Source organism: Enterobacter sp. V89_11 (assembly GCF_029967775.1).
GTDB lineage: Bacteria > Pseudomonadota > Gammaproteobacteria > Enterobacterales > Enterobacteriaceae > Enterobacter > Enterobacter ludwigii.
Genome location: NZ_JASCAN010000013.1, coordinates 84,470 through 111,466 on the forward strand (window position 1 = coordinate 84,470; position 26,997 = coordinate 111,466).

Consider the following 26,997-nt stretch of genomic DNA (forward strand, 5'->3'; position numbering starts at 1 on the left):
TCACAATGACTACTCTTCGCTGAACAAGTCGCCGCCGTGCATGTCGATCATTTCCAGCGCCTTGCCACCGCCACGGGCGACGCAAGTCAGTGGATCTTCTGCAACTACGACAGGAATACCTGTCTCTTCCATTAACAGGCGGTCGAGGTTACGCAGCAGCGCACCACCACCGGTCAGAACCATACCGCGCTCGGAGATGTCAGACGCCAGTTCTGGTGGGCACTGTTCCAGAGCAACCATCACTGCGCTCACGATACCGGTCAGAGGTTCCTGCAGCGCTTCCAGAATTTCGTTGGAGTTCAGGGTAAAGCCGCGTGGAACACCTTCAGCCAGGTTACGGCCGCGAACTTCGATTTCACGCACTTCATCGCCCGGGTAAGCGGAACCGATTTCATGCTTGATACGCTCAGCGGTCGCTTCGCCGATCAGGGAACCGTAGTTACGACGCACATAATTAATGATGGCTTCGTCGAAACGATCGCCACCAATACGCACGGAAGAGGAGTACACCACGCCGTTCAGGGAGATAACGGCCACTTCAGTGGTACCACCACCGATATCCACCACCATAGAACCGGTCGCTTCAGAAACAGGCAGACCCGCACCGATTGCCGCCGCCATTGGCTCTTCAATCAGGAACACTTCACGCGCGCCTGCACCCTGGGCTGATTCACGGATTGCGCGACGTTCAACCTGGGTGGCACCAACCGGCACACACACCAGAACACGCGGGCTTGGGCGCATGAAGCTGTTGCTGTGAACCTGCTTGATGAAGTGCTGAAGCATTTTTTCAGTCACGAAGAAGTCAGCGATAACGCCGTCTTTCATTGGGCGGATTGCGGCGATGTTGCCAGGGGTACGTCCCAGCATCTGCTTCGCGTCATGACCCACCGCGGCTACGCTTTTCGGCGAGCCGGCACGATCCTGACGAATGGCCACAACGGAAGGCTCATTCAATACGATGCCTTGTCCTTTAACGTAAATAAGGGTATTCGCGGTACCCAGGTCAATGGACAGGTCATTGGAAAACATGCCACGAAATTTTTTCAACATACTAAGGGATAATCCTGAAAGCTGGGGCGGAAAACAAAATCCGCTTACTTTACCAACCACACGCAGCAGCGACAAGGCGCAAAAATCATCTGCAGCGGTGAAAATTTGTGCAGTACGTATCCTGATGTTACAAATCTTTCCCTGATTCCCTCAGGGCTGAGTACACAGTAGCGTCCCTCACTGACATTTGTAACCCGCTAAAGGTCGTTCACTGGCTTTTTGCTCGTCATACTCAAAGCTACAGGCGCGATATTCTACGTGAAAACGGATTAAACGGCAGGTCAAACAGAGTATCTTTGCAAATATTTTTTCACATTGGTGTCAAGCGGCTGAGAGGAGGCAAAAAAATCCCCCTGACCGCCCGTCACACCGCGCTCTGTCAACATCTGCCATTCGCTTCTGGAGCGCACGCCCGTGGCAAAGACTTGTGTTCGCGTTCCCTTGCACGCTTCCACCAGACTCTGTACCAGCAGCTGGTTTTCCGTGCGCTTTTCAATGTTCCTTACCAGCCCCGGATGCAGCTTTAATAACTCCACATCCAGTTCCTTAATCCAGTTAGTACTGACCAGCGTTAAACCCGCCTGCGTGACCGCGACACGGGCACCTAGCGCATTAATCAACCGTACTACCGGACGTAACCGGCTGATGTGTTGACCCACATCCGCCTCAGCAAGTTCAAAAATAATGTGTTTGCGTTGCGATTTTTCGCATTGCATTAATGTATCACGCAACCACCGCTGAAAACGCGGGCGAATTAACGACTCCACGGTAACCTGTAGCGCCAGGTTTTCTTCGGGCCAGAAGGATAAAAACGGCATGAGTCGGGTGATCTGCTGGCGGTCATACTCTTCAGAAAGCCCAAACTGCAGCACCATCGGTAAATATTCCGCGGAGATGACCTCTTCCGTACCGTCAAAAATACGGCACATCAGCTCACGGTGATGAACGTTCCCGTTTTTCATCACCGCCGGTTTTTGATAAATGCGCGGCCCGCCGCGGCTGAGCATTTGCTCTATTAACGTTCGCCAGCGCACATTGCCGCGCCCTTTTTCTGGTAACGAATCGTCGTACACTGCCCAGCCGTTAGCGCCCTGCAACACGGCGTTGCGGGTTGCCGCTTCAGCATGTTCCATCACCTGTTCCGTCGACTGGCCGCCGCGCCAGGCACAGATGCCCATATGAACCATATCGTCCCTGTCGAGCATTTTGCTCTGCGGCAGCGCATCCACCGCTTTCAGCAGCTGGCTGGCGATGCTTTCTGACTCTTTCAGCGTACGGTGAGGCAGCAGCACGGCAAAGTCGCTGCGGTGATAACGGGCCAGCAGCGCACCCGGATAACGCATAATAAAGGTGGAGAGCAGGTTGATCAGCGTAAAGAGATTCTCTTCCGCCACGCGCTGTCCCCAGGTGTCGCGCAGCAGATCGAAATCAGGCAGGCGAATCATCATGACAACACCGTGCGTCCCGACTTTTTCCGGATCGTCCAGTAACGTGGCCAGTTGATTATCAAAGAAAAGACGGTTATTCAGCCCGGTTTTATTATCCTGCGCAGCGTAAGAGCGGATCAGTGTGTCCATACGGCTGCGCTGGTCGCTGGCGAACTGAATTTCTGAGAGCAGCGTATCCAGCGCACTGCTGGCACGTGCAGGCCATTCATGGATCGAGCCACGCACCTGCGGGCCGCGTTCACCGTTCAGTATTCGCACGGAACGCATCTCCAGCAGTTCCTGACCAGAGAGCTGACGGCGCAGCCAGCGAACCGCGAGAAAAATCAGCAGGACAATAAACGCGACGGCGACGGTGAGCGGCGCGGTGGTCATCATCGAGCGGAAGTAGCTGGCCATTGGATCGAGGTAGACCATGTTTATGGTCATGCCCGGGTTTTTAAGGGAGTGCACCGTCACTTCCCGGTACTGGCTTACCACGCCCGCAGGCCGATAGCTGTCCTGCCGGGCATGGCTTAAAACATTATGCTTTCCCTGCAGAATGTCGATTTGGACAATATCGACAGGCACCATCAACTCATCCAGCTCGCGGGACAGCGCCGGCAGCGGGGTGGTGAGGAGACGATTATCAATCACCGACGCGACAGACTGCACCCGATTAACCAGCTTGTCCTGAATGGCGTTATAAAAGCTCAGAGAACAGCCAAGGAGCGTGACAAAAATGGTCAGCCCCGTCAGTAAGGTGATAAAAGCCGAGAACTTCGTCGTTAATCGCATCCTTGAGATAACTCCGTGGGTTGAGGGGTTAGCGAGTAAGCGCTAACTTGCATTTCAAATGCGGCATACTATCAAACCTGGCGTATCTGGCAATTTATTGCGTTAAATCGGCATTGCTTTTCCCTGAGGGAGTATAGTCTTCAGGAGCTATTTTCCAATCATCTGAGTCGTGAGGACCCTGTATGCAGGCTTTGATCTTAGAACAGCAGGACGGCAAAACGCTTGCCTCGGTGCAGGCCGTTGAAGAGAGCCGACTGCCGGCAGGCGAAGTGACCGTCGACATCGACTGGTCCAGTTTAAATTATAAAGATGCGCTGGCTATTACCGGGAAGGGTAAAATCATCCGAAATTTCCCTATGGTGCCAGGTATCGATTTTGCGGGCCGGGTTCATGCGAGCGAAGATCCGCGCTTCCATGCCGGCCAGCAGGTGCTGCTCACGGGCTGGGGCGTGGGTGAAAATCACTGGGGTGGGCTGGCGACACAGGCGCGCGTGAAAGGCGACTGGCTGGTGCCGATGCCACAAGGCCTGGATGGTCGTAAAGCGATGATCATCGGTACCGCAGGCTTTACCGCCATGCTGTGCGTGATGGCGCTGGAAGATGCCGGTATTCGCCCTGAATCGGGTGAGATCGTCGTGACCGGTGCCAGCGGTGGTGTGGGCAGTACGGCGGTGACATTGCTGCACAAACTGGGTTACCAGGTTGCGGCAGTTTCCGGGCGCGAGAGCACCCACGCATACTTGCGTCAGCTCGGCGCTAATCGCATCCTGAGCCGCGACGAGTTTTCCGAAACCCGTCCACTGGAAAAACAGCTCTGGGCAGGTGCGGTAGATACCGTCGGTGACAAAGTGCTGGCAAAAGTGCTGGCGCAGATGAACTACGGCGGCTGCGTGGCAGCCTGTGGTCTGGCGGGCGGTTTTGCCCTGCCCACCACCGTGATGCCCTTTATTCTGCGTAACGTTCGCCTGCAGGGTGTTGATTCCGTGATGACCCCGGCGGCGCGCCGCATTGCGGCCTGGGAACGTCTGCAGCGCGATTTGCCGGACACGTTCTTTACTCAGAGCGCAACCGAAATCACGCTTAGCCAGGCGCCTGAATATGCCAGCAAGATCATGGACAACCAGTTCCACGGCCGCGCGCTGGTGAAAATTGCCTAATCTTCAAATTTTCGTGACATATTCGCGCTAATCCCTCTCCTCCGTCATGCTTAGAAAAACGCATGACGGAGGATGCCATGAAAACCCGAAAACTGACGGAAGCCGACGTAACGTCTGAATCTGTCTTTATGTTACAGCGCCGCCAGATCCTGAAAATGCTTGGCATCAGCGCCACCGCACTGACGCTTTCCCCTGCGGCTCATGCCGACCTGCTCGACTGGTTTAAAGGTAACGATCGCCCCAAAGCCCCTTCCGGCGCCCCGCTCACCTTTACGAAGCCCGCTCAGTGGCAAAACACACTGACGCTCACGCCGGAAGACAAAGTGACCGGCTATAACAATTTCTACGAATTTGGTCTCGATAAGGCCGATCCTGCGGCCAACGCGGGGAGTATGAAAACCGATCCGTGGACGCTGAAAATCGACGGTGAAGTGGCAAAACCGCTGACGCTGGACCATCACGATCTCACCACCCGTTTCCCACTGGAAGAGCGTATCTACCGCATGCGCTGCGTGGAAGCCTGGTCGATGGTTGTGCCCTGGGTAGGCTTCCCGCTGCATAAACTGCTGGCGATGGTTGAACCCACCAGCAACGCAAAATATGTCTCTTTCCAGACGCGCTACGCCCCGGACGAGATGCCGGGCCAGAAAGATCGGTTTATCGGCGGTGGGCTTGCGTATCCGTATGTCGAAGGGTTACGGCTCGACGAAGCGATGCATCCTCTTACGCTACTGACCGTCGGTGTTTACGGCAAAGCACTCCCGCCGCAGAACGGCGCGCCTGTTCGCTTAACGGTGCCGTGGAAGTACGGTTTTAAAGGGATTAAATCTATCGTCAGCATTAAGCTCACCCGCGAACGTCCACCCACGACCTGGAACCTGGCGGCGCCCGACGAATATGGCTTTTTTGCCAATGTGAACCCGCACGTCGATCATCCCCGCTGGTCACAGGCCACCGAGCGATTTATCGGTTCCGGCGGCGCGCTGGATGTGAAGCGTCAGCCGACACTGCTGTTTAACGGCTACGCTGATGAAGTGGCGTCGCTTTACCGTGGCCTTAATTTACGGGAGAACTTCTGAGTGCGTTTAACGGCAAAACAGATAACCTGGCTGAAAGTGCTGTTGCACTTAGCCGGGTTGCTTCCTTTTATCTGGTTATTCTGGGCCGCCAGCCAGGGGCTTTTTAGCGCTGATCCGGCAAAGGATATCCAGCACTTTACCGGTCGGATGGCTCTGAAATTTTTACTGGCGACCTTGCTGGTGTCACCGTTAGCGCGCTACGCTAAACAGCCATTATTGATACGCACCCGCCGGCTTTTGGGGCTATGGTGTTTTGCCTGGGCAACGCTCCATTTGACCAGCTACGCCTTGCTGGAACTGGGCATTAACAACCTGGCACTGCTGGGCCGCGAACTGGTTACCCGTCCGTACCTGACGTTAGGTATCGTGAGCTGGCTGGTGTTACTGGCCTTAGCACTGACATCAACGCAATATGCACAACGTACATTGGGCAGGCGCTGGCAACTGCTGCACAACTTCGTCTATCTTGTCGCGATCCTCGCACCCATCCATTATCTGTGGTCGGTGAAGATCCTCTCCCCGCAGCCCATACTCTACGCGCTGCTGGCTGTGGCGCTTTTAGCATGGCGTTACAAGAAGTTCCGTCAGTGGTTGCGATAATTCGCGAAACTGTGCGTTTTCCCGCAGAATCCCTGTCAACCGCGAATCTTTTTCGGATAGCGGTTGATAATCTTCCCTGATAAGACCAGTATTTAGCTGCCAAATGCTACGAAATCGTTATAATGTGCGACTTTGGTTTACCCGACAGCGGTTTTAGGCCTCTGAAAAGGTGACAATCGTGCTTCGAAGGTATATTTTGTTTTTTACCGGAGAATCGCAGGAGATAGCGGCACAATGGCTGATAAGTTCCATATCTTAGTTTTAAACGGACCGAACCTGAACATGCTCGGCACCCGCGAGCCAGAGAAGTACGGCTCGCTAACATTGAGTGAAATTGTTAACCGTCTGAGCACGGAAGCAACGTCGCTGAATGTGGATTTGGATCATTTTCAGTCGAACGCGGAGTACGCAATCATCGACCGTATTCATCAGGCTAAAGACACTGTGGACTATATCCTGATCAATCCGGCCGCGTTTACGCACACCAGTGTTGCTATTCGCGACGCACTGCTCGCAGTGAGTATCCCGTTTATCGAGATCCACCTGAGCAATGTGCACGCCCGAGAGCCGTTCCGCCACCATTCCTATCTATCAGATATCGCCGCTGGCGTTATTTGCGGACTGGGCGCTGACGGCTATTCATACGCTTTACAGACAGCGGTAAAACGCTTGTCACAATCACACTAAACAAGAGTACGGAACCCACTCATGGATATTCGTAAGATTAAAAAACTGATCGAGCTGGTTGAAGAATCAGGCATCTCCGAACTGGAAATTTCTGAAGGCGAAGAGTCTGTACGCATCAGCCGTGCAGCCCCAGCCGCTAGCTTCCCGGTAATGCAGCAGGCTTATGCTGCGCCAGTGCAGCAGCCTGCGCTTTCCGCAGCCGTTGCACCAGCAGCTGAAGCCGCACCTGCCGCTGCAGCAGAAATCAGTGGTCACATCGTACGTTCCCCAATGGTTGGTACTTTCTACCGCACCCCGAGCCCGGACGCGAAAGCGTTCATCGAAGTGGGTCAGAAAGTCAACGCAGGCGATACCCTGTGCATCGTTGAAGCGATGAAAATGATGAACCAGATCGAAGCAGACAAATCAGGCACTGTGAAAGCGATTCTGGTCGAAAGTGGTCAGCCGGTTGAATTTGACGAGCCGCTGGTCGTCATCGAGTAACGAGGCGAACATGCTGGATAAAATTGTTATCGCCAACCGCGGCGAGATTGCACTGCGTATTCTTCGTGCCTGTAAAGAACTGGGCATCAAGACCGTCGCTGTGCACTCAAGCGCGGATCGCGATTTAAAACACGTATTGCTGGCGGATGAGACGGTCTGTATTGGCCCGGCTCCGTCCGTAAAAAGCTATCTGAACATCCCGGCTATCATCAGCGCCGCTGAAATCACCGGCGCGGTGGCAATTCATCCGGGTTATGGCTTCCTTTCTGAGAACGCCAACTTTGCTGAGCAGGTTGAGCGCTCTGGCTTTATCTTCATCGGCCCGAAAGCTGACACTATCCGCCTGATGGGCGACAAAGTGTCCGCAATCACCGCGATGAAAAAAGCCGGTGTTCCAACCGTACCGGGCTCTGACGGTCCTCTGACCGACGACATGGATGCTAACCGTGCTCATGCGAAACGCATTGGCTATCCGGTTATCATCAAGGCGTCCGGCGGCGGCGGCGGTCGCGGTATGCGCGTTGTGCGTAGCGATGCTGAACTGGCTCAGTCCATCTCCATGACCAAAGCGGAAGCGAAAGCAGCTTTCAGCAATGACATGGTGTACATGGAAAAATACCTGGAAAACCCACGCCACATCGAAATTCAGGTGCTGGCTGACGGTCAGGGTAACGCTATCTATCTGGCAGAACGTGACTGCTCCATGCAGCGTCGTCACCAGAAAGTGGTTGAAGAAGCGCCAGCACCGGGCATTACGCCGGAACTGCGTCGCTACATCGGCGAGCGTTGTGCTAAAGCCTGTGTCGATATCGGCTATCGCGGTGCGGGTACTTTCGAGTTCCTGTTCGAAAACGGCGAGTTCTACTTCATTGAGATGAACACCCGTATTCAGGTAGAACACCCGGTTACCGAAATGATTACCGGCGTTGACCTGATCAAAGAACAGCTGCGTATCGCTGCGGGTCAGCCTCTGTCCATCAAACAGGAAGAAGTTGTGGTCAAAGGCCATGCGGTGGAATGCCGTATCAACGCCGAAGACCCGAATACCTTCCTGCCAAGCCCGGGTAAAATCACGCGTTTCCACGCGCCGGGTGGCTTTGGTGTGCGTTGGGAGTCTCATATCTACGCGGGTTACACCGTACCCCCGTACTATGACTCCATGATCGGTAAGCTTATCTGCTACGGCGAAAACCGTGACGTGGCAATTGCCCGCATGAAGAACGCCCTGCAGGAGCTGATCATCGACGGTATCAAAACCAACGTTGAACTGCAGATGCGTATCATGAGCGACGAGCACTTCCAGAATGGTGGGACTAACATCCACTATCTGGAGAAAAAACTCGGTCTGCAAGAGAAGTAAGCGCGCAGTCACGCCAAAAAGGCCGGATAATCCGGCCTTTTTTTATTTCTGGGGATCGGAAAGCCCCATCATGTACAATCCCCGCTTTATTCATCCACAAGGGACAAAAAATGGACAAGCGTTTTGTTCAGGCCCATAAAGAAGCGCGATGGGCGCTGTGGCTGACCCTTCTCTATCTTGCCGCATGGTTGGTGACCGCTTACTTACCTGACTCGGCTATTGGCATTACCGGCCTGCCTCACTGGTTCGAAATGGCCTGCCTGCTGGTGCCGCTGGTCTTTATCCTGCTGTGCTGGGCAATGGTGAAATTTATCTACCGGGATATCCCGCTGGAGGATGATGATGCAGCTTGAAGTCATTCTGCCGCTGGTCGCGTACCTGGTGGTCGTGTTTGGTTTGTCCGTTTATGCAATGCGTAAGAGGACAACCGGCACTTTCCTGAATGAGTATTTCCTCGGCAGTCGCTCGATGGGCGGTGTCGTGCTGGCCATGACGCTTACCGCCACCTATATCAGCGCCAGCTCGTTTATCGGTGGCCCCGGTGCAGCCTATAAATACGGGTTAGGCTGGGTGCTGCTGGCAATGATTCAGCTGCCTGCCGTCTGGCTCTCGCTGGGTATACTGGGTAAAAAGTTTGCCATTCTGGCACGCCGTTATAACGCCGTGACGCTCAACGATATGCTGTTTGCGCGCTACCAGAGCCGTCTGCTGGTGTGGCTGGCAAGCTTAAGCCTGCTGGTCGCGTTTATTGGTGCAATGACGGTGCAGTTCATCGGCGGGGCACGTCTGCTGGAAACCGCTGCTGGGATCCCCTATGAGACGGGCCTTATCATCTTTGGGGTGAGCATTGCGCTGTATACCGCGTTTGGCGGATTTCGCGCCAGCGTGCTGAACGATACGCTGCAGGGGATGGTGATGCTCGTCGGCACAATCGTTCTGCTGGTGGGAATTGTTCACGCCGCAGGTGGTCTGAGCCATGCCGTTGAAACTCTGGAAGCGATTGACCCGAAACTGATTTCCCCGCAGGGTGCGGATGATATCCTTTCGCCAACATTTATGACGTCGTTCTGGGTGCTGGTGTGCTTTGGTGTTATTGGCCTGCCGCATACCGCCGTGCGTTGTATCTCGTATAAAGACAGCAAAGCCGTTCACCGGGGTATTATTATCGGGACGGTCGTTGTTGCAATCCTGATGTTCGGCATGCATCTGGCGGGTGCGTTAGGACGTGCGGTGATCCCCGACCTTACGGTTCCCGATTTGGTGATCCCGACCCTGATGGTCAAAGTGCTTCCGCCTTTTGCCGCGGGGATATTCCTCGCCGCGCCAATGGCCGCCATAATGTCGACCATTAACGCCCAGCTACTGCAGAGTTCCGCTACGATCATTAAAGATCTCTATCTGAACCTGCGTCCTGAGCAGGTTCAAAATGAACGACGCCTTAAGCGTATGTCGGCGGTGATTACGCTCGTTTTAGGCGCGCTGCTGCTGTTAGCCGCATGGCGTCCGCCGGAGATGATCATCTGGCTGAACCTGCTGGCGTTTGGCGGCCTTGAAGCCGTCTTCCTGTGGCCGCTGGTATTGGGCCTCTACTGGGAGCGCGCCAACGCTGCCGGCGCCCTGAGCGGCATGATTGTCGGCGGTGTGCTGTATGCCGTGCTAGCTACATTTAAAATTCAGTACCTGGGCTTCCATCCTATTGTGCCTTCGTTACTGTTAAGTTTACTGGCGTTTGTGGTCGGGAACCGTTTCGGTCAGCCTGTCCCACAGCCCGCTACGATTTCTACTGATAAATAAAGAGTTTTGCCATGCCGTGGATCCAACTAAAACTGAATACAACCGGCGCTAACGCCGAAGAGCTAAGCGATGCGCTGATGGAAGCCGGTTCGGTCTCCATCACCTTCCAGGACACGCATGACACGCCGGTGTTTGAGCCACTGCCGGGCGAAACCCGCCTGTGGGGTGATACCGACGTTATTGGCCTGTTTGATGCAGAAACTGACATGAAAGAGGTTGTCGCGATCCTGGAAAATCATCCGCTGCTGGGTGCGGGTTTTGCACACAAAATTGAACAGCTGGAAGACAAAGACTGGGAACGCGAGTGGATGGATAACTTCCACCCAATGCAGTTCGGTAAACGTCTGTGGATCTGCCCGAGCTGGCGTGACGTTCCGGATGAAAACGCGGTAAACGTGATGCTGGATCCGGGCCTGGCATTTGGGACCGGTACTCACCCGACGACTTCTCTGTGCCTGCAGTGGCTGGACAGTCTGGATCTGGACGGCAAGACGGTGATCGACTTCGGATGCGGATCCGGGATCCTCGCTATCGCGGCGCTGAAACTGGGCGCGGCCAAAGCCATTGGGATCGATATCGATCCACAGGCTATTCAGGCCAGCCGTGATAACGCTGAACGCAACGGCGTTTCTGACCGTCTTGAACTGTATCTGCCGGATGCGCAGCCAGAAGCCATGAAAGCCGATGTGGTGGTGGCGAACATTCTGGCCGGCCCATTACGCGAACTGGCCCCGTTAATCAGCGTACTGCCCGTTGACGGCGGTCTGCTGGGACTTTCCGGGATCCTGGCAAGCCAGGCTGACAGCGTTTGCGAAGCCTACGCCGATCTTTTCGCCCTCGATCCGGTGGTCGAAAAAGAAGAGTGGTGTCGTATTACGGGCCGTAAAAAGTAAGCCATTGGCGTGGTCATCTGACCACGCCTCTCTTCCTCCGATAATCCTCTCCTCCTATGCCCTTCTCCGGTAAAATACCCACACAAATCATATTGATAAAAATGGTTTGAACCACAATAATTCACCGGAAGAATACTATGACCCACTTTACTGGCAAGGCAGCGCTCTTTGCGCTGAGCATTATCTCGGCTTCAGCCTGCGCATCACACTGGAGCTACGAAGGCGAAGGCGCACCGGAACACTGGGGCGAACTGGACGAGGCTTACAAAACCTGTCAAAGCGGGATGAATCAGTCCCCCATCAACATTGAATCCACCGCGAACGCGCACCTCTCCCCGCTGCAAACGCATTACATTGATGGCCCTGTGACGCTGACGAACAACGGCCATACCATTCAGGCAAGTGAAAAGCCGGAAACCCGCGATATCCTTACCCTCGATAAGCAAACCTGGACCCTGCAACAGTTCCATTTCCACGCGCCGAGCGAAAACACCGTGCATGGCAAGAAATTTGCGATGGAAATGCATCTGGTGCACAAAAACGCGGCCGGTGAGCTGGCGGTGGTGGCGGTCATGTTCGATAAAGGGGCCGCGAACCCGGAACTGAATAAGCTGTGGAGCGTCATGCCTGAGCAGGCCGAACAGAACGTCTCCATTAAGCAGGATCTCAATCTGAACAAGCTGATTCCAAAAGATAAAACATACTGGCGCTTTAGCGGCTCGCTGACCACGCCGCCGTGCTCAGAGGGGGTAACCTGGATTGTACTGAAGCACCCGCTGACCGTCTCTGCAGAGCAGCTTGAGAAATTCTCCCACACGATGCACCACGAAAATAACCGCCCGGTACAACCCCTTCATGGTCGCGTAGTCGTCGAATAATGCGCATTTTTCGCATGCAGATCATGTTCTAAAATGCGACTCAGATCGCAAACAAGCGGGATAATCTGCTGCTAAAAACAGCAGATTATCCCGCTCAAGTGATGCATTTATTCAGAAATGATGAGAAGTTACGGGAAATTGTAAGCGGCTATAAAATAATCATTCCATCATAACTTTATGATTTAACAGGTTTATAATTTTCACCTGAAGGACAGAGCGGCGATTCCTTGATCTACAACAGTGGATTGTTCAAAGTTTGGCCTTTCATCTCGTGCAAAAAATGCGTAATATACGCCGCCTTGCAGTCACAGTATGGTCATTTCTTAACTCATGCGCATCGGACACTACCAGCTTAGAAATCGCCTGATCGCAGCCCCAATGGCAGGTATTACCGACCGGCCGTTCAGGACGCTGTGCTATGAGATGGGGGCAGGTTTAACCGTTTCCGAGATGATGTCGTCTAACCCACAAGTGTGGGAAAGCGATAAGTCCCGCCTTCGGATGGTGCACGTTGATGAACCAGGTATTCGCACCGTGCAAATTGCCGGAAGCGTGCCTGAAGAGATGGCAGATGCCGCGCGGATTAACGTGGAAAGTGGCGCCCAGATTATTGATATCAATATGGGTTGCCCGGCCAAGAAAGTGAATCGCAAGCTTGCAGGTTCAGCCCTTCTGCAATACCCCGACCAGGTGAAGTCTATCCTGACCGCGGTTGTCAGCGCAGTGGACGTTCCTGTTACGTTGAAGATTCGCACGGGTTGGTCGCCGGAACACCGTAACTGTGTAGAGATTGCCCAACTGGCCGAAGACTGTGGCATTCAGGCCCTGACCATCCATGGACGCACTCGCGCCTGTTTGTTCAATGGTGAAGCTGAATACGACAGCATTCGGGCAGTTAAGCAGAAAGTTTCCATTCCGGTTATCGCGAATGGTGACATTACTGACCCGCTTAAAGCCAGAGCTGTGCTCGACTATACGGGAGCTGATGCTCTGATGATAGGACGTGCCGCTCAGGGAAGACCCTGGATCTTTCGGGAAATCCAGCATTATCTGGACACTGGGGAGTTGCTTGCCCCACTGCCACTGGCAGAGGTAAAGCGCTTGCTTTGTTCGCATGTTCGGGAATTGCATGACTTTTATGGTCAGGCAAAAGGGTACCGAATTGCGCGTAAACACGTATCCTGGTATCTCCAGGAGCACGCTCCAAATGACCAGTTTCGGCGCACATTCAACGCCATAGAGGATGCCAGCGTACAGCTGGAGGCGTTGGAGGCATACTTCGAAAATCTTGCGTAATGAAATAAAGAGCTGACAGAACTATGTTCGAACAACGCGTAAATTCTGACGTACTGACCGTTTCTACCGTTAACTCTCAGGATCAGGTAACTCAAAAGCCCCTGCGTGACTCGGTTAAACAGGCACTGAAGAACTATTTTGCTCAACTGAACGGTCAGGATGTTAATGACCTGTATGAGCTGGTACTGGCTGAAGTTGAACAGCCACTGTTGGACATGGTGATGCAATACACCCGCGGTAACCAAACCCGCGCTGCCCTGATGATGGGTATCAACCGTGGTACACTGCGTAAGAAACTGAAAAAATACGGCATGAACTAATTTCGGTTAGCGAAATGCTTGTTTAAAAAGGCGCTACCTGGCATGGGGATGCGCCTTTTTTATTGCCCGTGCCTGTCACCGTCAAGGCTGTGTAAACCTTCGTTTATCCCTCTTTTAAACCGCGACTTTTCGTGTATATTTCCAACACCTCACTGAACCTCTTCGCCCGGAACGATACGCATGATTCGTAAATACTGGTGGCTGGTTGTATTTGCTGTCTCGGTTTTCCTCTTCGATGCGCTCCTGATGCAGTGGATTGAACTGATGAGCACTGAAGCCGATAAGTGTCGTAATATGAATTCCGTAAATCCGCTAAAATTAGTGAACTGCTCAGAACTCGACTAACCGCCTGACGTCGCTAAACTCACTGTTAAGACCCACTAAAAACGGGGATTTAAATCCCTTTGAGCCGTTACCTTACGATGATAATGTCTCGCCCTTCTCAACCGCGCCTGCGTAACTTCACACTCGAGTAGAACCGATCATGCTGGTTAGCCAATACAACCATATCCTCGTCGTCCTCTCCTTTGTTGTTGCTATCCTTGCTGCCTATACCGCGCTGAATATGGCTGCTCGTGTTGCCGGGAGTCAGGGCGTGGCTGCGCGCGTCTGGCTGGCCGGCGGCGGTATTGCCATGGGGATTGGCGTGTGGGCCATGCATTTTATCGGCATGCTGGCGATGGACCTCTCCATGAGCATGCGCTACAACGCGACCCTGACGGTGCTATCCATGGTTATCGCCGTGGGCTCGTCACTGTTTGCGCTGTGGCTCGTTAGCTGTGAGCAGTTACGTTTGCGCCGTCTGCTGCCCGGGGCGTTAGTGATGGGCTGCGGCATTGTGGCGATGCATTACACCGGCATGGCGGCGCTGGAAGTCTCTCCCGGTATTATCTGGGACAAAACATGGGTGGCCATTTCGGTTGTCATTGCGCTTGCGGCTTCGCTCGCCGCATTATGGCTGACGTTCCGCTTGCGGCATGAAGCATCTCAGGTGTCTCTGATGCGTCTTGCCGCCGCCGTTACGATGGGGATCGCCATTGCCGGTATGCACTATGCCGGGATGAAAGCCGCTCAGTTCCCAATGTCGACCATGACACACCATGAAGGTATTAACGGCAGCTGGCTGGCAGTACTGGTCAGCGTCGTCGCACTCTCCATACTGGGGATCACGCTGCTGGTCTCGATGCTGGATGCCCGCCTTCAGGCACGGACCTCTCTTCTGGCCTCATCCCTTGCAGAAGCGAACCGCGAACTCGCTCAACTGGCTTTGCAGGATACGCTGACGCGTCTGCCGAACCGTGTTTTGCTGGAGGACCGACTCGATCAGGCCATCAGCAAAGCTGACCGTGAAGGCACCCATTTTGCACTGATGTTCATGGATCTCGACGGGTTTAAAACCATCAACGATGCGTACGGCCATGATATCGGTGACAGACTGCTTGTCGCCGTGACGCAGCGCCTGCTCACGCCCCTGAAGGGTCAGTTCACCCTTGCCCGTATCGGTGGTGATGAGTTTGTTCTGCTGGCTGAAGGAGAAGGTCCGGATGATGCGGCCTCGCTGGCCAACTCGCTGGTTCGCGCTATCGATAGCCCATTCAATCTGGATCCCTATGAACTGGTGGTAACCCTTAGCATTGGTATCGCGCTCTATCCCCACGACGGTAAAACCGAACGTGAGCTGATGTTTAACGCCGATGCGGCGATGTACCACACGAAGCACATGGGACGAAACGGTTATCACTTTTTCCAGCCCTCCATGAACACCCTGGCGCAGACCCATCTCCAGTTGATGAACGATCTGTGGCTGGCTATCGATCGTAATGAACTGCGCCTGCTTTATCAGCCAAAATTCCACGCACCGGCGGGTCCTGTCCTTGGGTTCGAGGCGCTATTGCGCTGGCAACACCCGAAACAGGGATTGCTGACGCCAGACCTGTTCCTGCCGCTGGCGGAAAAAACGGGGCTGATCATCCCGATTGGTAACTGGGTGCTTAATGAGGCCTGCCGTCAGTTGCGGGAGTGGCACCTTCAGGGTCATCAAAACTGGTCGATGGCGGTGAACCTGTCGACACTGCAGTTTGAGCAACCTTCACTGGTTAAAACGGTGCTCGACTGCCTGACGCGTCACAACGTACCGCCGGAGATGCTGATCCTTGAAGTGACGGAAACCACGGCGATGAGCAACCCGGATGAGAGTGTGCGCGTACTGACAGAGCTGACGGACGCGGGCGTGAAAGCCTCCATTGATGATTTTGGTACCGGCTACTCCAGCCTGCTTTATCTCAAGCGCCTGCCGGCCTGTGAATTGAAAATCGACAGAGCGTTCGTGAAAGAGTTAAGCGGTGAAAGCGAAGACGCCACCATTGTCTCAGCGATTGTGGCCCTGGCAAAAACGCTAAATCTGAAAGTCGTGGCGGAAGGGGTGGAAACCGAAGCACAGCAAACCTTTTTGACGGCGCTGGGCTGCAACACGCTTCAGGGCTATCTGTTGGGCAAACCGGTCAGTGCACAGACCATCGAAGCGCTCTGCGCGCAAGGGGAAATGTTACCTGGCGCTGAGCTAAAATCATCCTCATGAGGCGACACCCGCACGACAGGGAGTGTCGCCAGAATACTATCGACCAGCGCAGGAGCCTGCTGGTAAAGATTAAAACTGCTGTTATTCATTAACCAGTTTTTAATGATTCCGCTGAAAAAACCGTGGAAAACAATCAGGGTCAGATCAACATTTACCTGTGACGAAATGAGGTTCCGCGAAATACAGTCCTGCAACGTGGCACGTAAAGACTCATAATTAAAACCAATACGTTTTCTGATTTCACACTCTGAAATCATATCGCTATTAAATTCACACTTATGATACAAGATTTGCAAAAGAGCGCATTGCCGAGGCTCATGTGCAATATATTGCAACGCAGCAATAAATTGCTCACGAAGCATTAACAAGGGATCGCTGCCCGCAGAAAGAGAAAGTCTGTCACGAATGATGTCACGAAACGGTAATTGCTGTTCCCAGATGGCATTAAATATTTCTGATTTACTGGTAAAATGCCAGTAGATGGCACCCCGTGTAACATTTGCTGCATCCGCGATATCCGTCAGCGTCGTGTTCGCCACGCCCCGCGTCGCAAACTGCCCGATAGCCGCTTCAATCAGCTGCTGACGGGTCTGTTGAGCCTCTTCTTTCTTTTTACGCGCCATAGACGACTACTCGTTACTCACAAGGTTTATATTTACACGGGTCAGATACACGAAAGTATTCACTACTTTGCGTTTTAATTTTGTACAAAAAAAGTCAAATCGCTTAATTAATAACTTAGACAAATGCATAGATATAATTAAATTCATGAGATGAATAATTCAACCACGTTAAATGCCATTTATCTGATTAACCAGCCAGAAGTATATCCCCGCTAACACCAGGTTTGATTCTGATTTTTGCCTTAAGGCCTGTTCATTCGCACTTATAAATTAAAAAACATTAATTACCCTCATTATTATACGCCCTACATTTTATTTTTATCCCTCTGCCCTGCTACCGATTCACGGCAAATATCGGTTCATGGGTATTTAAAGGAACAGTAATGACGAATTATTTCAGACGTTTGCCCTTATCCGGTTTTATTGTCTGCGCGGTACTGCTCGCTGGATGCGATGGTCAGGAAAACCAACCACCACATCCGCAGGCGCCTCAGGTCAGCGTGCATATAGTGAAAAGCGCCCCTCTGGCTGTCACCACCGAACTCCCGGGCAGAACAGATGCCTTTCGCGTTGCGGAGGTTCGTCCTCAGGTGAGCGGCATCATATTGCGTCGTAACTTCACAGAGGGAAGTGATGTAAAAGCCGGCGAGTCACTTTATCAAATCGATCCTGCCACCTATCAGGCCGCGTATGACAACGCGAAAGGTGAACTCGCGAAGGCCCAGGCGGCGGCTAACATTGCGCACCTGACGGTAAAACGCTATCTCACGCTGGTTGGCACGCAGTATGTCAGCAAGCAGGAATACGACCAGGCCGTGGCGACAGCGCAGCAAGCAGATGCCAGCGTCGTTGCCGCACAGGCAGGCGTTGAAAGCGCGCGCATTAATCTTGCCTATACCAAAGTGACGTCTCCCGTCGAGGGTCGCATCGGTAAATCCAGCGTCACCGAAGGCGCGCTGGTGACGAACGGGCAAGCCGCAGCCCTGGCAACGGTTCAGCAGCTTGATCCGATGTATGTCGACGTCACCCAGTCCAGCAGTGATTTTATGCGTCTGAAGCAGACGAGCCTGCAAAAAGGAGAGGCCACCAGCACCGTTGAGCTGGTGATGGAGAATGGTCAGCCCTACCCGTTGAAAGGTACGCTGCAGTTCTCGGATGTCACGGTCGACGAAAGTACCGGCTCTATCACCTTGCGCGCGATTTTCCCAAACCCACAGCACCTGCTGTTGCCTGGCATGTTTGTCCGGGCCCGCATTGATGAAGGTACACAGCCTGATGCGATTCTGGTCCCACAACAAGGCGTGACCCGCACGCCGCGCGGTGATGCATCCGTTCTGGTGGTTAACGATAAAAACCAGGTTGAGTCACGTACCGTCGTTGCCCCTCAGGCGATTGGCGATCGCTGGCTGGTGACGGAAGGGCTGAAAAATGGCGACCGCGTCATTGTCAGCGGCTTACAAAAAGTCAGACCGGGCGCTACCGTCGTCGCGACGCCTGATACCACCACGACTCCAGCCGGTTAAGGGACGACGACATGGCTAATTTCTTTATCCAACGGCCGGTTTTCGCCTGGGTGCTTGCCATCATTTTGATGATTGCAGGCGGGCTGGCCATTCTCAAACTGCCCATCGCGCAGTATCCGACCATTGCCCCTCCCGCCGTGGCTATCACCGCAACGTATCCGGGTGCTGATGCGCAAACGGTGCAGGATACCGTAACGCAGGTTATCGAACAGAACATGAACGGTATCGATAACCTGATGTATATGTCATCCACCAGCGATTCCGCAGGTAATGTCACCATCACGCTGACCTTCCAATCTGGAACAGACCCGGACATTGCGCAGGTACAGGTGCAGAACAAACTGCAGCTCGCCATGCCGCTGCTCCCCCAAGAGGTCCAGCAGCAAGGGATCGGTGTTGAGAAGTCCAGCAGCAGCTTCCTGCTGGTCGCAGGCTTTGTCTCCGATAACAAAGACCTCACGCAGGATGACATCTCTGACTATGTCGCGTCTAACGTGAAAGATGCCATTAGCCGCACCACGGGAGTTGGTGATGTGCAGCTGTTTGGTGCCCAGTATGCGATGCGCATCTGGCTCGACAGCAACGCGATGAACAAATACCAGCTGACGCCACTGGATGTGATTAATCAGCTGAAAACGCAGAACGACCAGATAGCGGCCGGCCAGTTAGGCGGAACGCCGTCAGTACCGGGGCAGCAGTTGAACGCCTCGATCATTGCACAAACGCGTCTGAAATCTCCGGAAGAGTTTGGCCGCGTGACGCTCAAGGTGAACCAGGACGGATCCATGGTTCATCTGAAAGATGTGGCCCGCATTGAGCTGGGTGGCGAAAACTACAATATGGTCACCAAAATCAACGGGCAAGCGGCAACCGGCCTGGGGATTAAGCTGGCTACCGGTGCAAACGCACTGGACACGGCCGCCGCCATCAAGAGCAAACTGGCCCAGCTCCAGCAGTTCTTCCCGCAGGGGCTGAAGGTAGTCTACCCCTACGACACCACGCCTTTTGTGAAGATCTCTATCCACGAAGTGGTGAAAACGCTGTTCGAAGCGATCATTCTCGTCTTCCTGGTGATGTATCTTTTCCTGCAAAACCTGCGGGCGACGCTTATCCCGACAATTGCGGTGCCGGTCGTGCTGTTGGGTACGTTTGCGATCCTGGCGGCGTTCGGTTTCTCCATCAACACCCTGACCATGTTCGGTATGGTGCTGGCGATTGGCCTGCTGGTTGATGACGCCATCGTGGTGGTTGAGAACGTCGAACGCGTCATGGTTGAGGACAAGCTGCCGCCAAAAGAGGCGACGCAGAAGTCGATGGGGCAGATACAGGGCGCACTGGTGGGTATCGCCATGGTGCTCTCGGCGGTCTTTATCCCCATGGCCTTTTTTGGCGGTTCAACGGGAGCCATCTATCGTCAGTTCTCGCTGACCATTGTCTCGGCTATGGCGCTGTCAGTGCTGGTCGCTCTGATTCTGACACCGGCACTGTGCGCCACCTTGCTTAAGCCCGTTTCCAGCGATCACCACGAAAAGAAAGGTGGCTTCTTCGGCTGGTTTAATGCGCTCTTTGATCGGAGCGTGGAGCATTACAGCAACAGCGTAAGCGGCATTTTGCGTAAGACCGGGCGCTATCTGGTGGTATACGTCATCATCGTCGGTGGTATGGCTGTACTGTTCCTGCGCTTACCCACCTCCTTCCTGCCCGAAGAGGATCAGGGGGTATTTATGACTATGGTCCAGCTCCCCGCCGGAGCCACCCAGATGCGTACCCAGCAGGTGCTTGACCAGGTTCAAAATTATTATCTCAACAACGAGAAGGCTAACGTTGAATCGGTGTTTACCGTGAACGGCTTTAGCTTTAGTGGTCAGGGTCAGAACTCCGGTATTGCGTTCGTTAGCCTGAAGCCCTGGGAAGCGCGTCCCGGAGCAGAAAATAGCGTTGAGGCGATCGTAAGGCGTGCGACAAAGGCCTTCAGTCAGATTAAAGATGGCCTCGTGTTCCCGTTTAACCTGCCTGCGATTATCGAGCTGGGTACCGCAACGGGCTTTGACTTTGAGTTGATTGATCAAGCTAACCTGGGGCATACCCAACTGACCCAGGCGCGTAATCAACTGCTCGGCATGGTGAGAGCGCACCCCGATCTGCTGGTTCGCGTTCGTCCTAACGGTCTGGAAGATACCCCACAGTTCAAACTGGATGTCGACCAGGAGAAGGCACAGGCGTTGGGCGTCAGCCTCTCTGACGTCAACCAGACGATCTCGACAGCATTGGGGGGAACCTATGTGAACGACTTTATCGATCATGGACGCGTGAAAAAAGTGTACGTCCAGGCCGACGCTCACTTCCGTATGTTGCCAGGGGACATCAACAACCTCTACGTGCGCAGCGCGAATGGTGAAATGGTGCCGTTCTCCTCCTTTAGCAGCTCGCACTGGGTGTATGGCTCGCCTCGCCTGGAGCGCTACAACGGAATGCCTTCGATGGAGATCCTCGGTGAGTCCGCGCCGGGTAAAAGTACCGGTGAGGCGATGGCCTTGATGGAGAACCTCGCCGCAAAACTGCCTTCCGGTATCGGCCATGACTGGACGGGAATGTCTTATCAGGAACGACTGTCTGGTAACCAGGCACCTGCACTGTACGCCATTTCATTGATTGTAGTGTTCCTGTGCCTGGCTGCGCTTTATGAAAGCTGGTCTATTCCCTTCTCGGTCATGCTGGTTGTGCCGCTGGGTGTCACGGGCGCGCTTCTCGCCGCATCGATTCGCGGGTTAAACAATGATGTCTATTTCCAGGTCGGCCTGCTGACAACGATTGGTCTGTCGGCGAAAAACGCCATTCTGATCGTCGAGTTTGCTAAGGATCTGATGGATAAAGAAGGTAAAGGGATCATTGAAGCCACACTGGAAGCATCCAGAATGCGCCTTCGACCGATCCTGATGACGTCGCTGGCCTTTATCCTTGGCGTGATGCCGCTGGTCATCAGCAGAGGAGCCGGGAGCGGCGCGCAAAATGCTGTCGGGACAGGCGTTATGGGAGGGATGCTTTCCGCAACGCTTCTGGCAATTTTCTTCGTGCCCGTCTTCTTTGTGGTTGTCCGGCGCCGGTTTACGAAACATAAAGAGTAATGTTTCTCAAAAAAGGCACCTCAGGTGCCTTTTTTATTTTTAGCATAAACAATGAATTAGATATGTCATAATCACAGCATTAATAGTTAACCATTTGCATTAAGTAAAAACGCCGCGTTACGTCTTCATATTTTCTCCATTAATTCATCCTGACAGCGACTTTTCTCCACGATTTTTACAAACAACATAATTTGAGATTATTCCCCGTGCAACGTTGCCTTATCCCGGTGGTAAAATAGTCTCCAGTTCGTTAATAGCCCTCCTGGCTGTATAGCGAATGAGAAATAATACTGAGGTAACATCATGAAAAGATTCATTTCCGTTGCACTACTCGCTGCGCTGCTTGCTGGATGCGCGCACGACTCTCCATGTGTACCGGTATACGACGATCAAGGCCGACTGGTTCATACCAATACCTGTATGAAAGGCACCACTCAGGACAACTGGGAAACAGCAGGTGCTATCGCCGGTGGTGCTGCCGCAGTGGCAGGTTTGACGCTGGGTATCGTTGCTCTGACGAAGTAACATCAGAACGTATCATGTGTGTAGAAAGCGCGGCTCTGTCCGCGCTTTTGCTTTTAAAGAGTGCAGCGTTTTCAGATAAGTAAAAAAATAGCCCCGTCTTTACCCAGCCTGTTTATTTCATCCTGCGGACAGTCACATATTTTTAATGCACAGCGTTAAATTACATATTCTATCGTGATGATTTTCACATATTAATTACATTTAATACCCTGCCAATATTCACCCCAGAAACTATCTCTTCTTTTTAAGGCATAGCCCATGAAAGTTTTGCTCCGATTTGTGGCACAGGTTGTAATTTCGCACCGTTTCGGGGCGCTCTCTTTATTTAACCCTGTCTACACTCAGCATTATGCGCTCATTGGTCACCTATTTTGTTGAGCGCAAAACCTGGCATTACGTTTGCTTTATAAACGTTGGCCAAAGCCACAGACAGGTAAAGCGTTTAAAACGCCTCTATAACGATAAATTTCGCCACACAGGATGCATTATGAAAAAGACGATGATAGCCAGCCTGGCCGCCGCGGGCATGTTGTTTGCTGTAGCCGGTCAGGCCCATGCGGGTACGACACTGGATGCCGTTAAAAAGAAAGGGTTTGTTCAATGTGGGATCAGTGACGGTTTACCTGGCTTCTCTTATGCCGATGCAAACGGCAAATTTACCGGTATTGATGTTGATGTCTGCCGTGGTGTTGCCGCCGCCGTTTTCGGTGACGACAGTAAAGTAAAATATACCCCGCTGACGGCGAAAGAACGTTTTACTGCATTACAGTCTGGCGAAGTTGACATGCTTTCCCGTAATACCACCTGGACCTCCTCCCGTGATGCAGGCATGGGAATGGCATTTACTGGCGTGACCTATTATGACGGTATCGGTTTCCTGACCCACAATAAAGCGGGCCTGAAAAGTGCCAAAGAGCTGGATGGCGCGACCGTTTGCATCCAGGCCGGTACCGATACCGAGCTGAACGTCGCGGATTATTTCAAAGCAAATAACATGAAATATACCCCTGTGACATTCGATCGCTCCGATGAATCGGCCAAAGCGCTGGAATCCGGTCGTTGCGACACGCTGGCTTCTGACCAGTCACAGCTGTACGCCTTGCGTATTAAGCTGAGCAACCCGGCGGAGTGGATTGTCCTGCCCGAAGTGATCTCCAAGGAGCCTCTTGGACCGGTTGTGCGTCGTGGCGATGAAGACTGGTTCTCCATTGTTCGCTGGACGCTGTTTGCCATGCTGAATGCCGAAGAGATGGGCATCAACTCGAAAAACGTCGACGAGAAAGCCGCTAAACCGTCCACGCCGGATATGGCTCATCTGCTGGGAACAGAGGGCGATTTCGGGAAGGATCTGAAGCTGGATAACAAGTGGGCTTACAACATCATCAAACAGGTGGGTAACTACGCTGAGATCTTTGAGCGCAACGTGGGATCGGAAAGCCCTCTGAAGATCAAACGCGGCCAGAACAATCTCTGGAACAACGGCGGTATTCAGTACGCGCCACCAGTACGTTAAGTCATTGCTGTAACGGGCACTGTTAAGGCAGTGCCCGCCCCAGAGTCATGGTTACCGAGGTTTCTTTATGTCCCATCGCCGCTCAGCCGTAAAAGGATCGCTATCCTTTTCTCATCCCGCGGTCCGCGCCTGGCTATTCCAGGTTATTGCGATTATTGCGGTTGTTCTTATCGCCGTGTATCTCATCCATAACACTATAACCAACCTGAATAATCGCGGTATTACTTCCGGCTTTGCTTTTCTGGATCGCAGCGCGGGGTTTGGCATTGTTCAACACCTTATTGATTATCAGGAAGGCGACACGTATGGACGCGTGTTCGTGGTCGGTTTACTGAATACGCTGCTGGTCTCTGCACTTTGTATTGTTTTTGCCTCCATACTGGGCTTCTTTATTGGTCTGGCACGTTTGTCCGAAAACTGGCTGCTGCGCAAACTGTCTACTTTTTATATTGAGACGTTCCGTAATATCCCGCCGCTGCTGCAGATCTTTTTCTGGTATTTTGCCGTGCTGCGCAACCTGCCGGGGCCACGTCAGGCTATTGATGCTCTTGATCTGTTTTTCCTGAGTAATCGCGGGTTGTATATTCCTTCTCCGCAGTCGGGTGAAGGGTTGTATGCCTTCATTGCCGCCCTTGTAATAGCGCTTGCTCTCTCAGCCGCCATGTTCCGCTATAACCGCAAGCATCAGTTCAAAACCGGGCAGCTTCGTAAAACCTGGCCAACCGCCGCCATCCTTATCATTGGCCTGCCACTTCTGACACACTGGCTGTTTGGGGCCGCCCTTCACTGGGATATTCCGCAGCTGCGTGGCTTTAACTTCCAGGGCGGAATGGTTTTAATTCCTGAGCTGGCAGCACTGACGCTGGCGCTTTCGATTTATACCTCTGCATTTATCGCCGAGATTATTCGTGCGGGGATCCAGGCCGTTCCTTACGGACAACACGAGGCGGCACGCTCGCTGGGATTACCCCATACGGTGACGCTTCGTCAGGTCATTATTCCGCAAGCGTTACGGGTCATCATTCCGCCGCTGACCAGTCAATACCTCAATATTGTCAAAAACTCATCGCTGGCGGCCGCCATTGGTTACCCCGATATGGTGTCGCTGTTTGCCGGAACCGTGCTTAACCAGACCGGACAGGCCATTGAAACTATTGCCATCACAATGTCTGTTTATCTGATCATCAGCCTGGTGATTTCGTTGCTGATGAACCTTTATAACCGTCGTATAGCACTGGTCGAGCGCTAAGGATCTATGATGACAAAAGCGATACTGTCGCACTCCTCGCGCCCTGCCAGTTCGACAGGCGGCCGTTTTATTCTCTGGGCGCGTAAGAATCTGTTCTCCAGCTGGAGTAACAGCCTGCTGACAATTGTATGTTTGTGGCTTATGTGGGAATTAATTCCACCGCTGCTGAACTGGGCTTTTTTACAGGCTAACTGGTCGGGATCCACTCGCGCAGACTGTACAAAAGCAGGGGCCTGCTGGGTGTTTATCCATGAGCGTTTTGGCCAGTTCATGTATGGATTGTATCCGCATGAACAGCGCTGGCGGATTAATCTGGCACTGGCCATCGGGCTGCTCTCCATCGCCGTAATGTTCTGGAAAAAACTGCCTCATCGGGGGCGTTATATTGCCTGTTGGGCAGTGGTGTATCCCATTATTGTTTGGGTGCTGTTGTATGGCGGCTTCCTGGGGCTGGAACGTGTTGAAACACGTCAGTGGGGTGGGTTAACGCTGACGCTGATTATCGCGTCCGTTGGGATAGCCGGCGCACTGCCATGGGGTATTTTGCTCGCGCTTGGGCGGCGCTCAAAAATGCCTGTCGTACGTGTGCTTTCCGTTATTTTCATTGAATTCTGGCGTGGCGTACCGCTTATCACCGTTCTGTTTATGTCTTCGGTCATGTTGCCGCTGTTTATGGCAGAAGGGACAACGATAGACAAACTGATCCGTGCCCTGGTCGGGGTCATCCTTTTCCAGTCCGCTTACGTTGCGGAAGTGGTGCGTGGGGGCCTGCAGGCTCTGCCTAAAGGTCAGTACGAAGCGGCGGAATCACTGGCGCTTGGCTACTGGAAAACGCAGGGACTGGTGATATTGCCACAAGCACTCAAGCTGGTTATCCCGGGCCTGGTCAATACCATCATTGCCCTCTTCAAAGATACCAGCCTGGTGATCATCATCGGGCTGTTCGATCTCTTTAGCAGCGTGCAACAGGCGACCGTTGACCCTGCCTGGCTGGGTATGTCCACCGAGGGATATGTCTTTGCTGCTCTGATCTACTGGATCTTTTGTTTTAGCATGTCGCGCTATAGCCAGCATCTGGAAAAGCGCTTTAACACCGGGCGTACACCGCACTGAGGAAATTATGAGCCAGATTACTATGACACCTGCCGACGCGATGATTACGCTGGAAAACGTGAATAAATGGTACGGGCAGTTTCATGTTTTGAAAGACATTAACCTCAAGGTTAAGCAGGGAGAACGGATCGTTCTTTGTGGCCCTTCCGGGTCCGGAAAATCCACGACCATTCGCTGTATTAACCACCTTGAAGAACATCAGCAGGGGCGCATTGTTGTTGATGGCATCGAGCTGAATGAAGATATTCGTAACATCGAACGGGTGCGCCAGGAAGTGGGAATGGTGTTTCAGCACTTTAACCTGTTTCCCCATCTCACCGTTCTGCAGAACTGTACGCTTGCGCCAATTTGGGTACGAAAGATGCCTAAAAAGGAAGCTGAAGCACTGGCGATGCACTACCTGGAACGGGTACGAATCGCAGAGCACGCCAATAAATTTCCCGGCCAGATATCAGGCGGTCAGCAGCAGCGCGTGGCTATCGCCCGTTCGCTCTGTATGAAACCGAAAATTATGCTGTTTGATGAACCGACATCCGCCCTGGATCCGGAAATGGTGAAAGAGGTACTGGATACCATGATTGGACTGGCGCAGTCCGGGATGACCATGCTGTGTGTGACGCACGAAATGGGGTTTGCCAGAACCGTGGCCGATCGGGTGATCTTTATGGATCGTGGGGAAATCGTTGAGCAGGCACCGCCGGATGAGTTCTTCGCACATCCTAAATCTGAACGTACGCGGGCTTTCCTGTCACAAGTGATCCATTAAGCGTGTCTTAGCCCGGTGGCGCTTCGCTTACCGGGTCTGACTTTTTCCGGGAAACATAACGCAAAAAGGCCATCCTTTCGGATGGCCTCTTCACTTGTTTGATGTCTGGCAGTTCCCTACTCTCACATGGGGAGACCCCACACTACCATCGGCGCTACGG

The 26,997-nt window shown here is 53.2% G+C and carries 24 protein-coding genes; 21 read left to right on the forward strand and 3 right to left on the reverse strand.

Going from position 1 to position 26,997, the window contains the following annotated elements; all coding sequences use genetic code 11:
• Positions 1-9: 9 nt before the first annotated feature.
• Positions 10-1,053, reverse strand: a complete 1,044-nt coding sequence (gene mreB / locus QLG09_RS11850; RefSeq protein ID WP_000913396.1) for a rod shape-determining protein MreB — start codon at positions 1,051-1,053, stop codon at positions 10-12.
• A 281-nt stretch (positions 1,054-1,334) separates the two neighbouring features.
• Complete coding sequence (gene csrD, locus QLG09_RS11855; protein ID WP_014171861.1) at positions 1,335-3,275, reverse strand: RNase E specificity factor CsrD; 1,941 nt, start codon at positions 3,273-3,275, stop codon at positions 1,335-1,337.
• 182 nt (positions 3,276-3,457) lie between these two features.
• On the opposite strand from csrD, the gene QLG09_RS11860 reads away from it, so the two are divergent.
• From QLG09_RS11860 to QLG09_RS11925, 14 genes are all read left to right on the forward strand, one after another.
• A complete protein-coding gene (locus QLG09_RS11860; protein WP_025202902.1) occupies positions 3,458-4,432 on the forward strand; it encodes an MDR family oxidoreductase in 975 nt (324 codons plus the stop codon).
• A 77-nt stretch (positions 4,433-4,509) separates the two neighbouring features.
• Positions 4,510-5,511: a protein-methionine-sulfoxide reductase catalytic subunit MsrP gene (gene msrP, locus QLG09_RS11865; protein WP_020883504.1), complete on the forward strand. Its 1,002-nt coding sequence runs from the start codon at positions 4,510-4,512 to the stop codon at positions 5,509-5,511.
• Entirely contained in the window at positions 5,512-6,111 is a 600-nt protein-coding gene (gene msrQ / locus QLG09_RS11870; RefSeq protein WP_014171864.1) for a protein-methionine-sulfoxide reductase heme-binding subunit MsrQ, read from the forward strand.
• Positions 6,112-6,345: 234 nt separating this feature from the next.
• A complete protein-coding gene (gene aroQ, locus QLG09_RS11875) occupies positions 6,346-6,798 on the forward strand; it encodes a type II 3-dehydroquinate dehydratase (protein ID WP_014171865.1) in 453 nt (150 codons plus the stop codon).
• A 21-nt stretch (positions 6,799-6,819) separates the two neighbouring features.
• Positions 6,820-7,281: an acetyl-CoA carboxylase biotin carboxyl carrier protein gene (accB, locus tag QLG09_RS11880; protein WP_014171866.1), complete on the forward strand. Its 462-nt coding sequence runs from the start codon at positions 6,820-6,822 to the stop codon at positions 7,279-7,281.
• Between the two features lie 10 nt (positions 7,282-7,291).
• The gene (gene accC, locus QLG09_RS11885; RefSeq protein WP_020883502.1) at positions 7,292-8,641 is read left to right on the forward strand and encodes an acetyl-CoA carboxylase biotin carboxylase subunit; all 1,350 of its coding nucleotides are present in this window, start codon (positions 7,292-7,294) and stop codon (positions 8,639-8,641) included.
• Between the two features lie 110 nt (positions 8,642-8,751).
• Positions 8,752-8,994, forward strand: a complete 243-nt coding sequence (locus QLG09_RS11890) for a YhdT family protein (protein ID WP_006178860.1) — start codon at positions 8,752-8,754, stop codon at positions 8,992-8,994.
• The gene (gene panF, locus QLG09_RS11895; RefSeq protein ID WP_020883501.1) at positions 8,984-10,435 is read left to right on the forward strand and encodes a sodium/pantothenate symporter; all 1,452 of its coding nucleotides are present in this window, start codon (positions 8,984-8,986) and stop codon (positions 10,433-10,435) included. Before QLG09_RS11890 ends, panF begins: the two co-directional genes overlap by 11 nt.
• A gap of 11 nt (positions 10,436-10,446) precedes the next feature.
• Complete coding sequence (gene prmA, locus QLG09_RS11900; protein ID WP_014171869.1) at positions 10,447-11,328, forward strand: 50S ribosomal protein L11 methyltransferase; 882 nt, start codon at positions 10,447-10,449, stop codon at positions 11,326-11,328.
• A 137-nt stretch (positions 11,329-11,465) separates the two neighbouring features.
• Positions 11,466-12,206 (forward strand): carbonic anhydrase family protein, encoded by a 741-nt coding sequence (locus tag QLG09_RS11905; RefSeq protein ID WP_282488918.1) that lies wholly within the window; start codon positions 11,466-11,468, stop codon positions 12,204-12,206.
• Between the two features lie 330 nt (positions 12,207-12,536).
• A complete protein-coding gene (gene dusB / locus QLG09_RS11910) occupies positions 12,537-13,502 on the forward strand; it encodes a tRNA dihydrouridine synthase DusB (protein WP_014171871.1) in 966 nt (321 codons plus the stop codon).
• Between the two features lie 23 nt (positions 13,503-13,525).
• Complete coding sequence (gene fis, locus QLG09_RS11915) at positions 13,526-13,822, forward strand: DNA-binding transcriptional regulator Fis (protein ID WP_000462905.1); 297 nt, start codon at positions 13,526-13,528, stop codon at positions 13,820-13,822.
• Positions 13,823-14,002: 180 nt separating this feature from the next.
• Positions 14,003-14,167, forward strand: a complete 165-nt coding sequence (locus QLG09_RS11920) for a DUF2556 family protein (RefSeq protein WP_020883498.1) — start codon at positions 14,003-14,005, stop codon at positions 14,165-14,167.
• A gap of 139 nt (positions 14,168-14,306) precedes the next feature.
• A complete protein-coding gene (locus QLG09_RS11925; protein ID WP_282488919.1) occupies positions 14,307-16,400 on the forward strand; it encodes a bifunctional diguanylate cyclase/phosphodiesterase in 2,094 nt (697 codons plus the stop codon).
• On the opposite strand, the gene envR is transcribed toward QLG09_RS11925, so the two are convergent.
• Positions 16,304-17,023: an acrEF/envCD operon transcriptional regulator gene (envR, locus tag QLG09_RS11930; RefSeq protein WP_272755660.1), complete on the reverse strand. Its 720-nt coding sequence runs from the start codon at positions 17,021-17,023 to the stop codon at positions 16,304-16,306. The genes QLG09_RS11925 and envR overlap by 97 nt on opposite strands.
• A 383-nt stretch (positions 17,024-17,406) precedes the next feature.
• On the opposite strand from envR, the gene QLG09_RS11935 reads away from it, so the two are divergent.
• The 7 genes from QLG09_RS11935 to QLG09_RS11965 all read left to right on the forward strand — a co-directional run bounded on the left by QLG09_RS11935 (position 17,407) and on the right by QLG09_RS11965 (position 26,837).
• Positions 17,407-18,546 carry an efflux RND transporter periplasmic adaptor subunit gene (locus QLG09_RS11935; protein ID WP_047355525.1) on the forward strand — a complete coding sequence of 380 codons (1,140 nt, stop codon included), beginning with the start codon at positions 17,407-17,409 and terminating at the stop codon, positions 18,544-18,546.
• An 11-nt stretch (positions 18,547-18,557) separates the two neighbouring features.
• Positions 18,558-21,671 carry an efflux RND transporter permease subunit gene (locus QLG09_RS11940; protein WP_063435261.1) on the forward strand — a complete coding sequence of 1,038 codons (3,114 nt, stop codon included), beginning with the start codon at positions 18,558-18,560 and terminating at the stop codon, positions 21,669-21,671.
• Between the two features lie 303 nt (positions 21,672-21,974).
• Positions 21,975-22,196, forward strand: coding sequence for a lipoprotein (locus tag QLG09_RS11945; protein WP_008502867.1), 222 nt, complete (start codon positions 21,975-21,977; stop codon positions 22,194-22,196).
• A 487-nt stretch (positions 22,197-22,683) separates the two neighbouring features.
• Positions 22,684-23,709, forward strand: a complete 1,026-nt coding sequence (locus QLG09_RS11950) for an amino acid ABC transporter substrate-binding protein (protein WP_014171877.1) — start codon at positions 22,684-22,686, stop codon at positions 23,707-23,709.
• 67 nt (positions 23,710-23,776) lie between these two features.
• Positions 23,777-24,958 carry an amino acid ABC transporter permease gene (locus tag QLG09_RS11955; RefSeq protein WP_044857902.1) on the forward strand — a complete coding sequence of 394 codons (1,182 nt, stop codon included), beginning with the start codon at positions 23,777-23,779 and terminating at the stop codon, positions 24,956-24,958.
• Between the two features lie 9 nt (positions 24,959-24,967).
• Positions 24,968-26,071: an amino acid ABC transporter permease gene (locus QLG09_RS11960; RefSeq protein ID WP_047743809.1), complete on the forward strand. Its 1,104-nt coding sequence runs from the start codon at positions 24,968-24,970 to the stop codon at positions 26,069-26,071.
• A 7-nt stretch (positions 26,072-26,078) separates the two neighbouring features.
• The gene (locus QLG09_RS11965; RefSeq protein WP_014171880.1) at positions 26,079-26,837 is read left to right on the forward strand and encodes an amino acid ABC transporter ATP-binding protein; all 759 of its coding nucleotides are present in this window, start codon (positions 26,079-26,081) and stop codon (positions 26,835-26,837) included.
• The last annotated feature ends 160 nt before the right edge of the window (positions 26,838-26,997 follow it).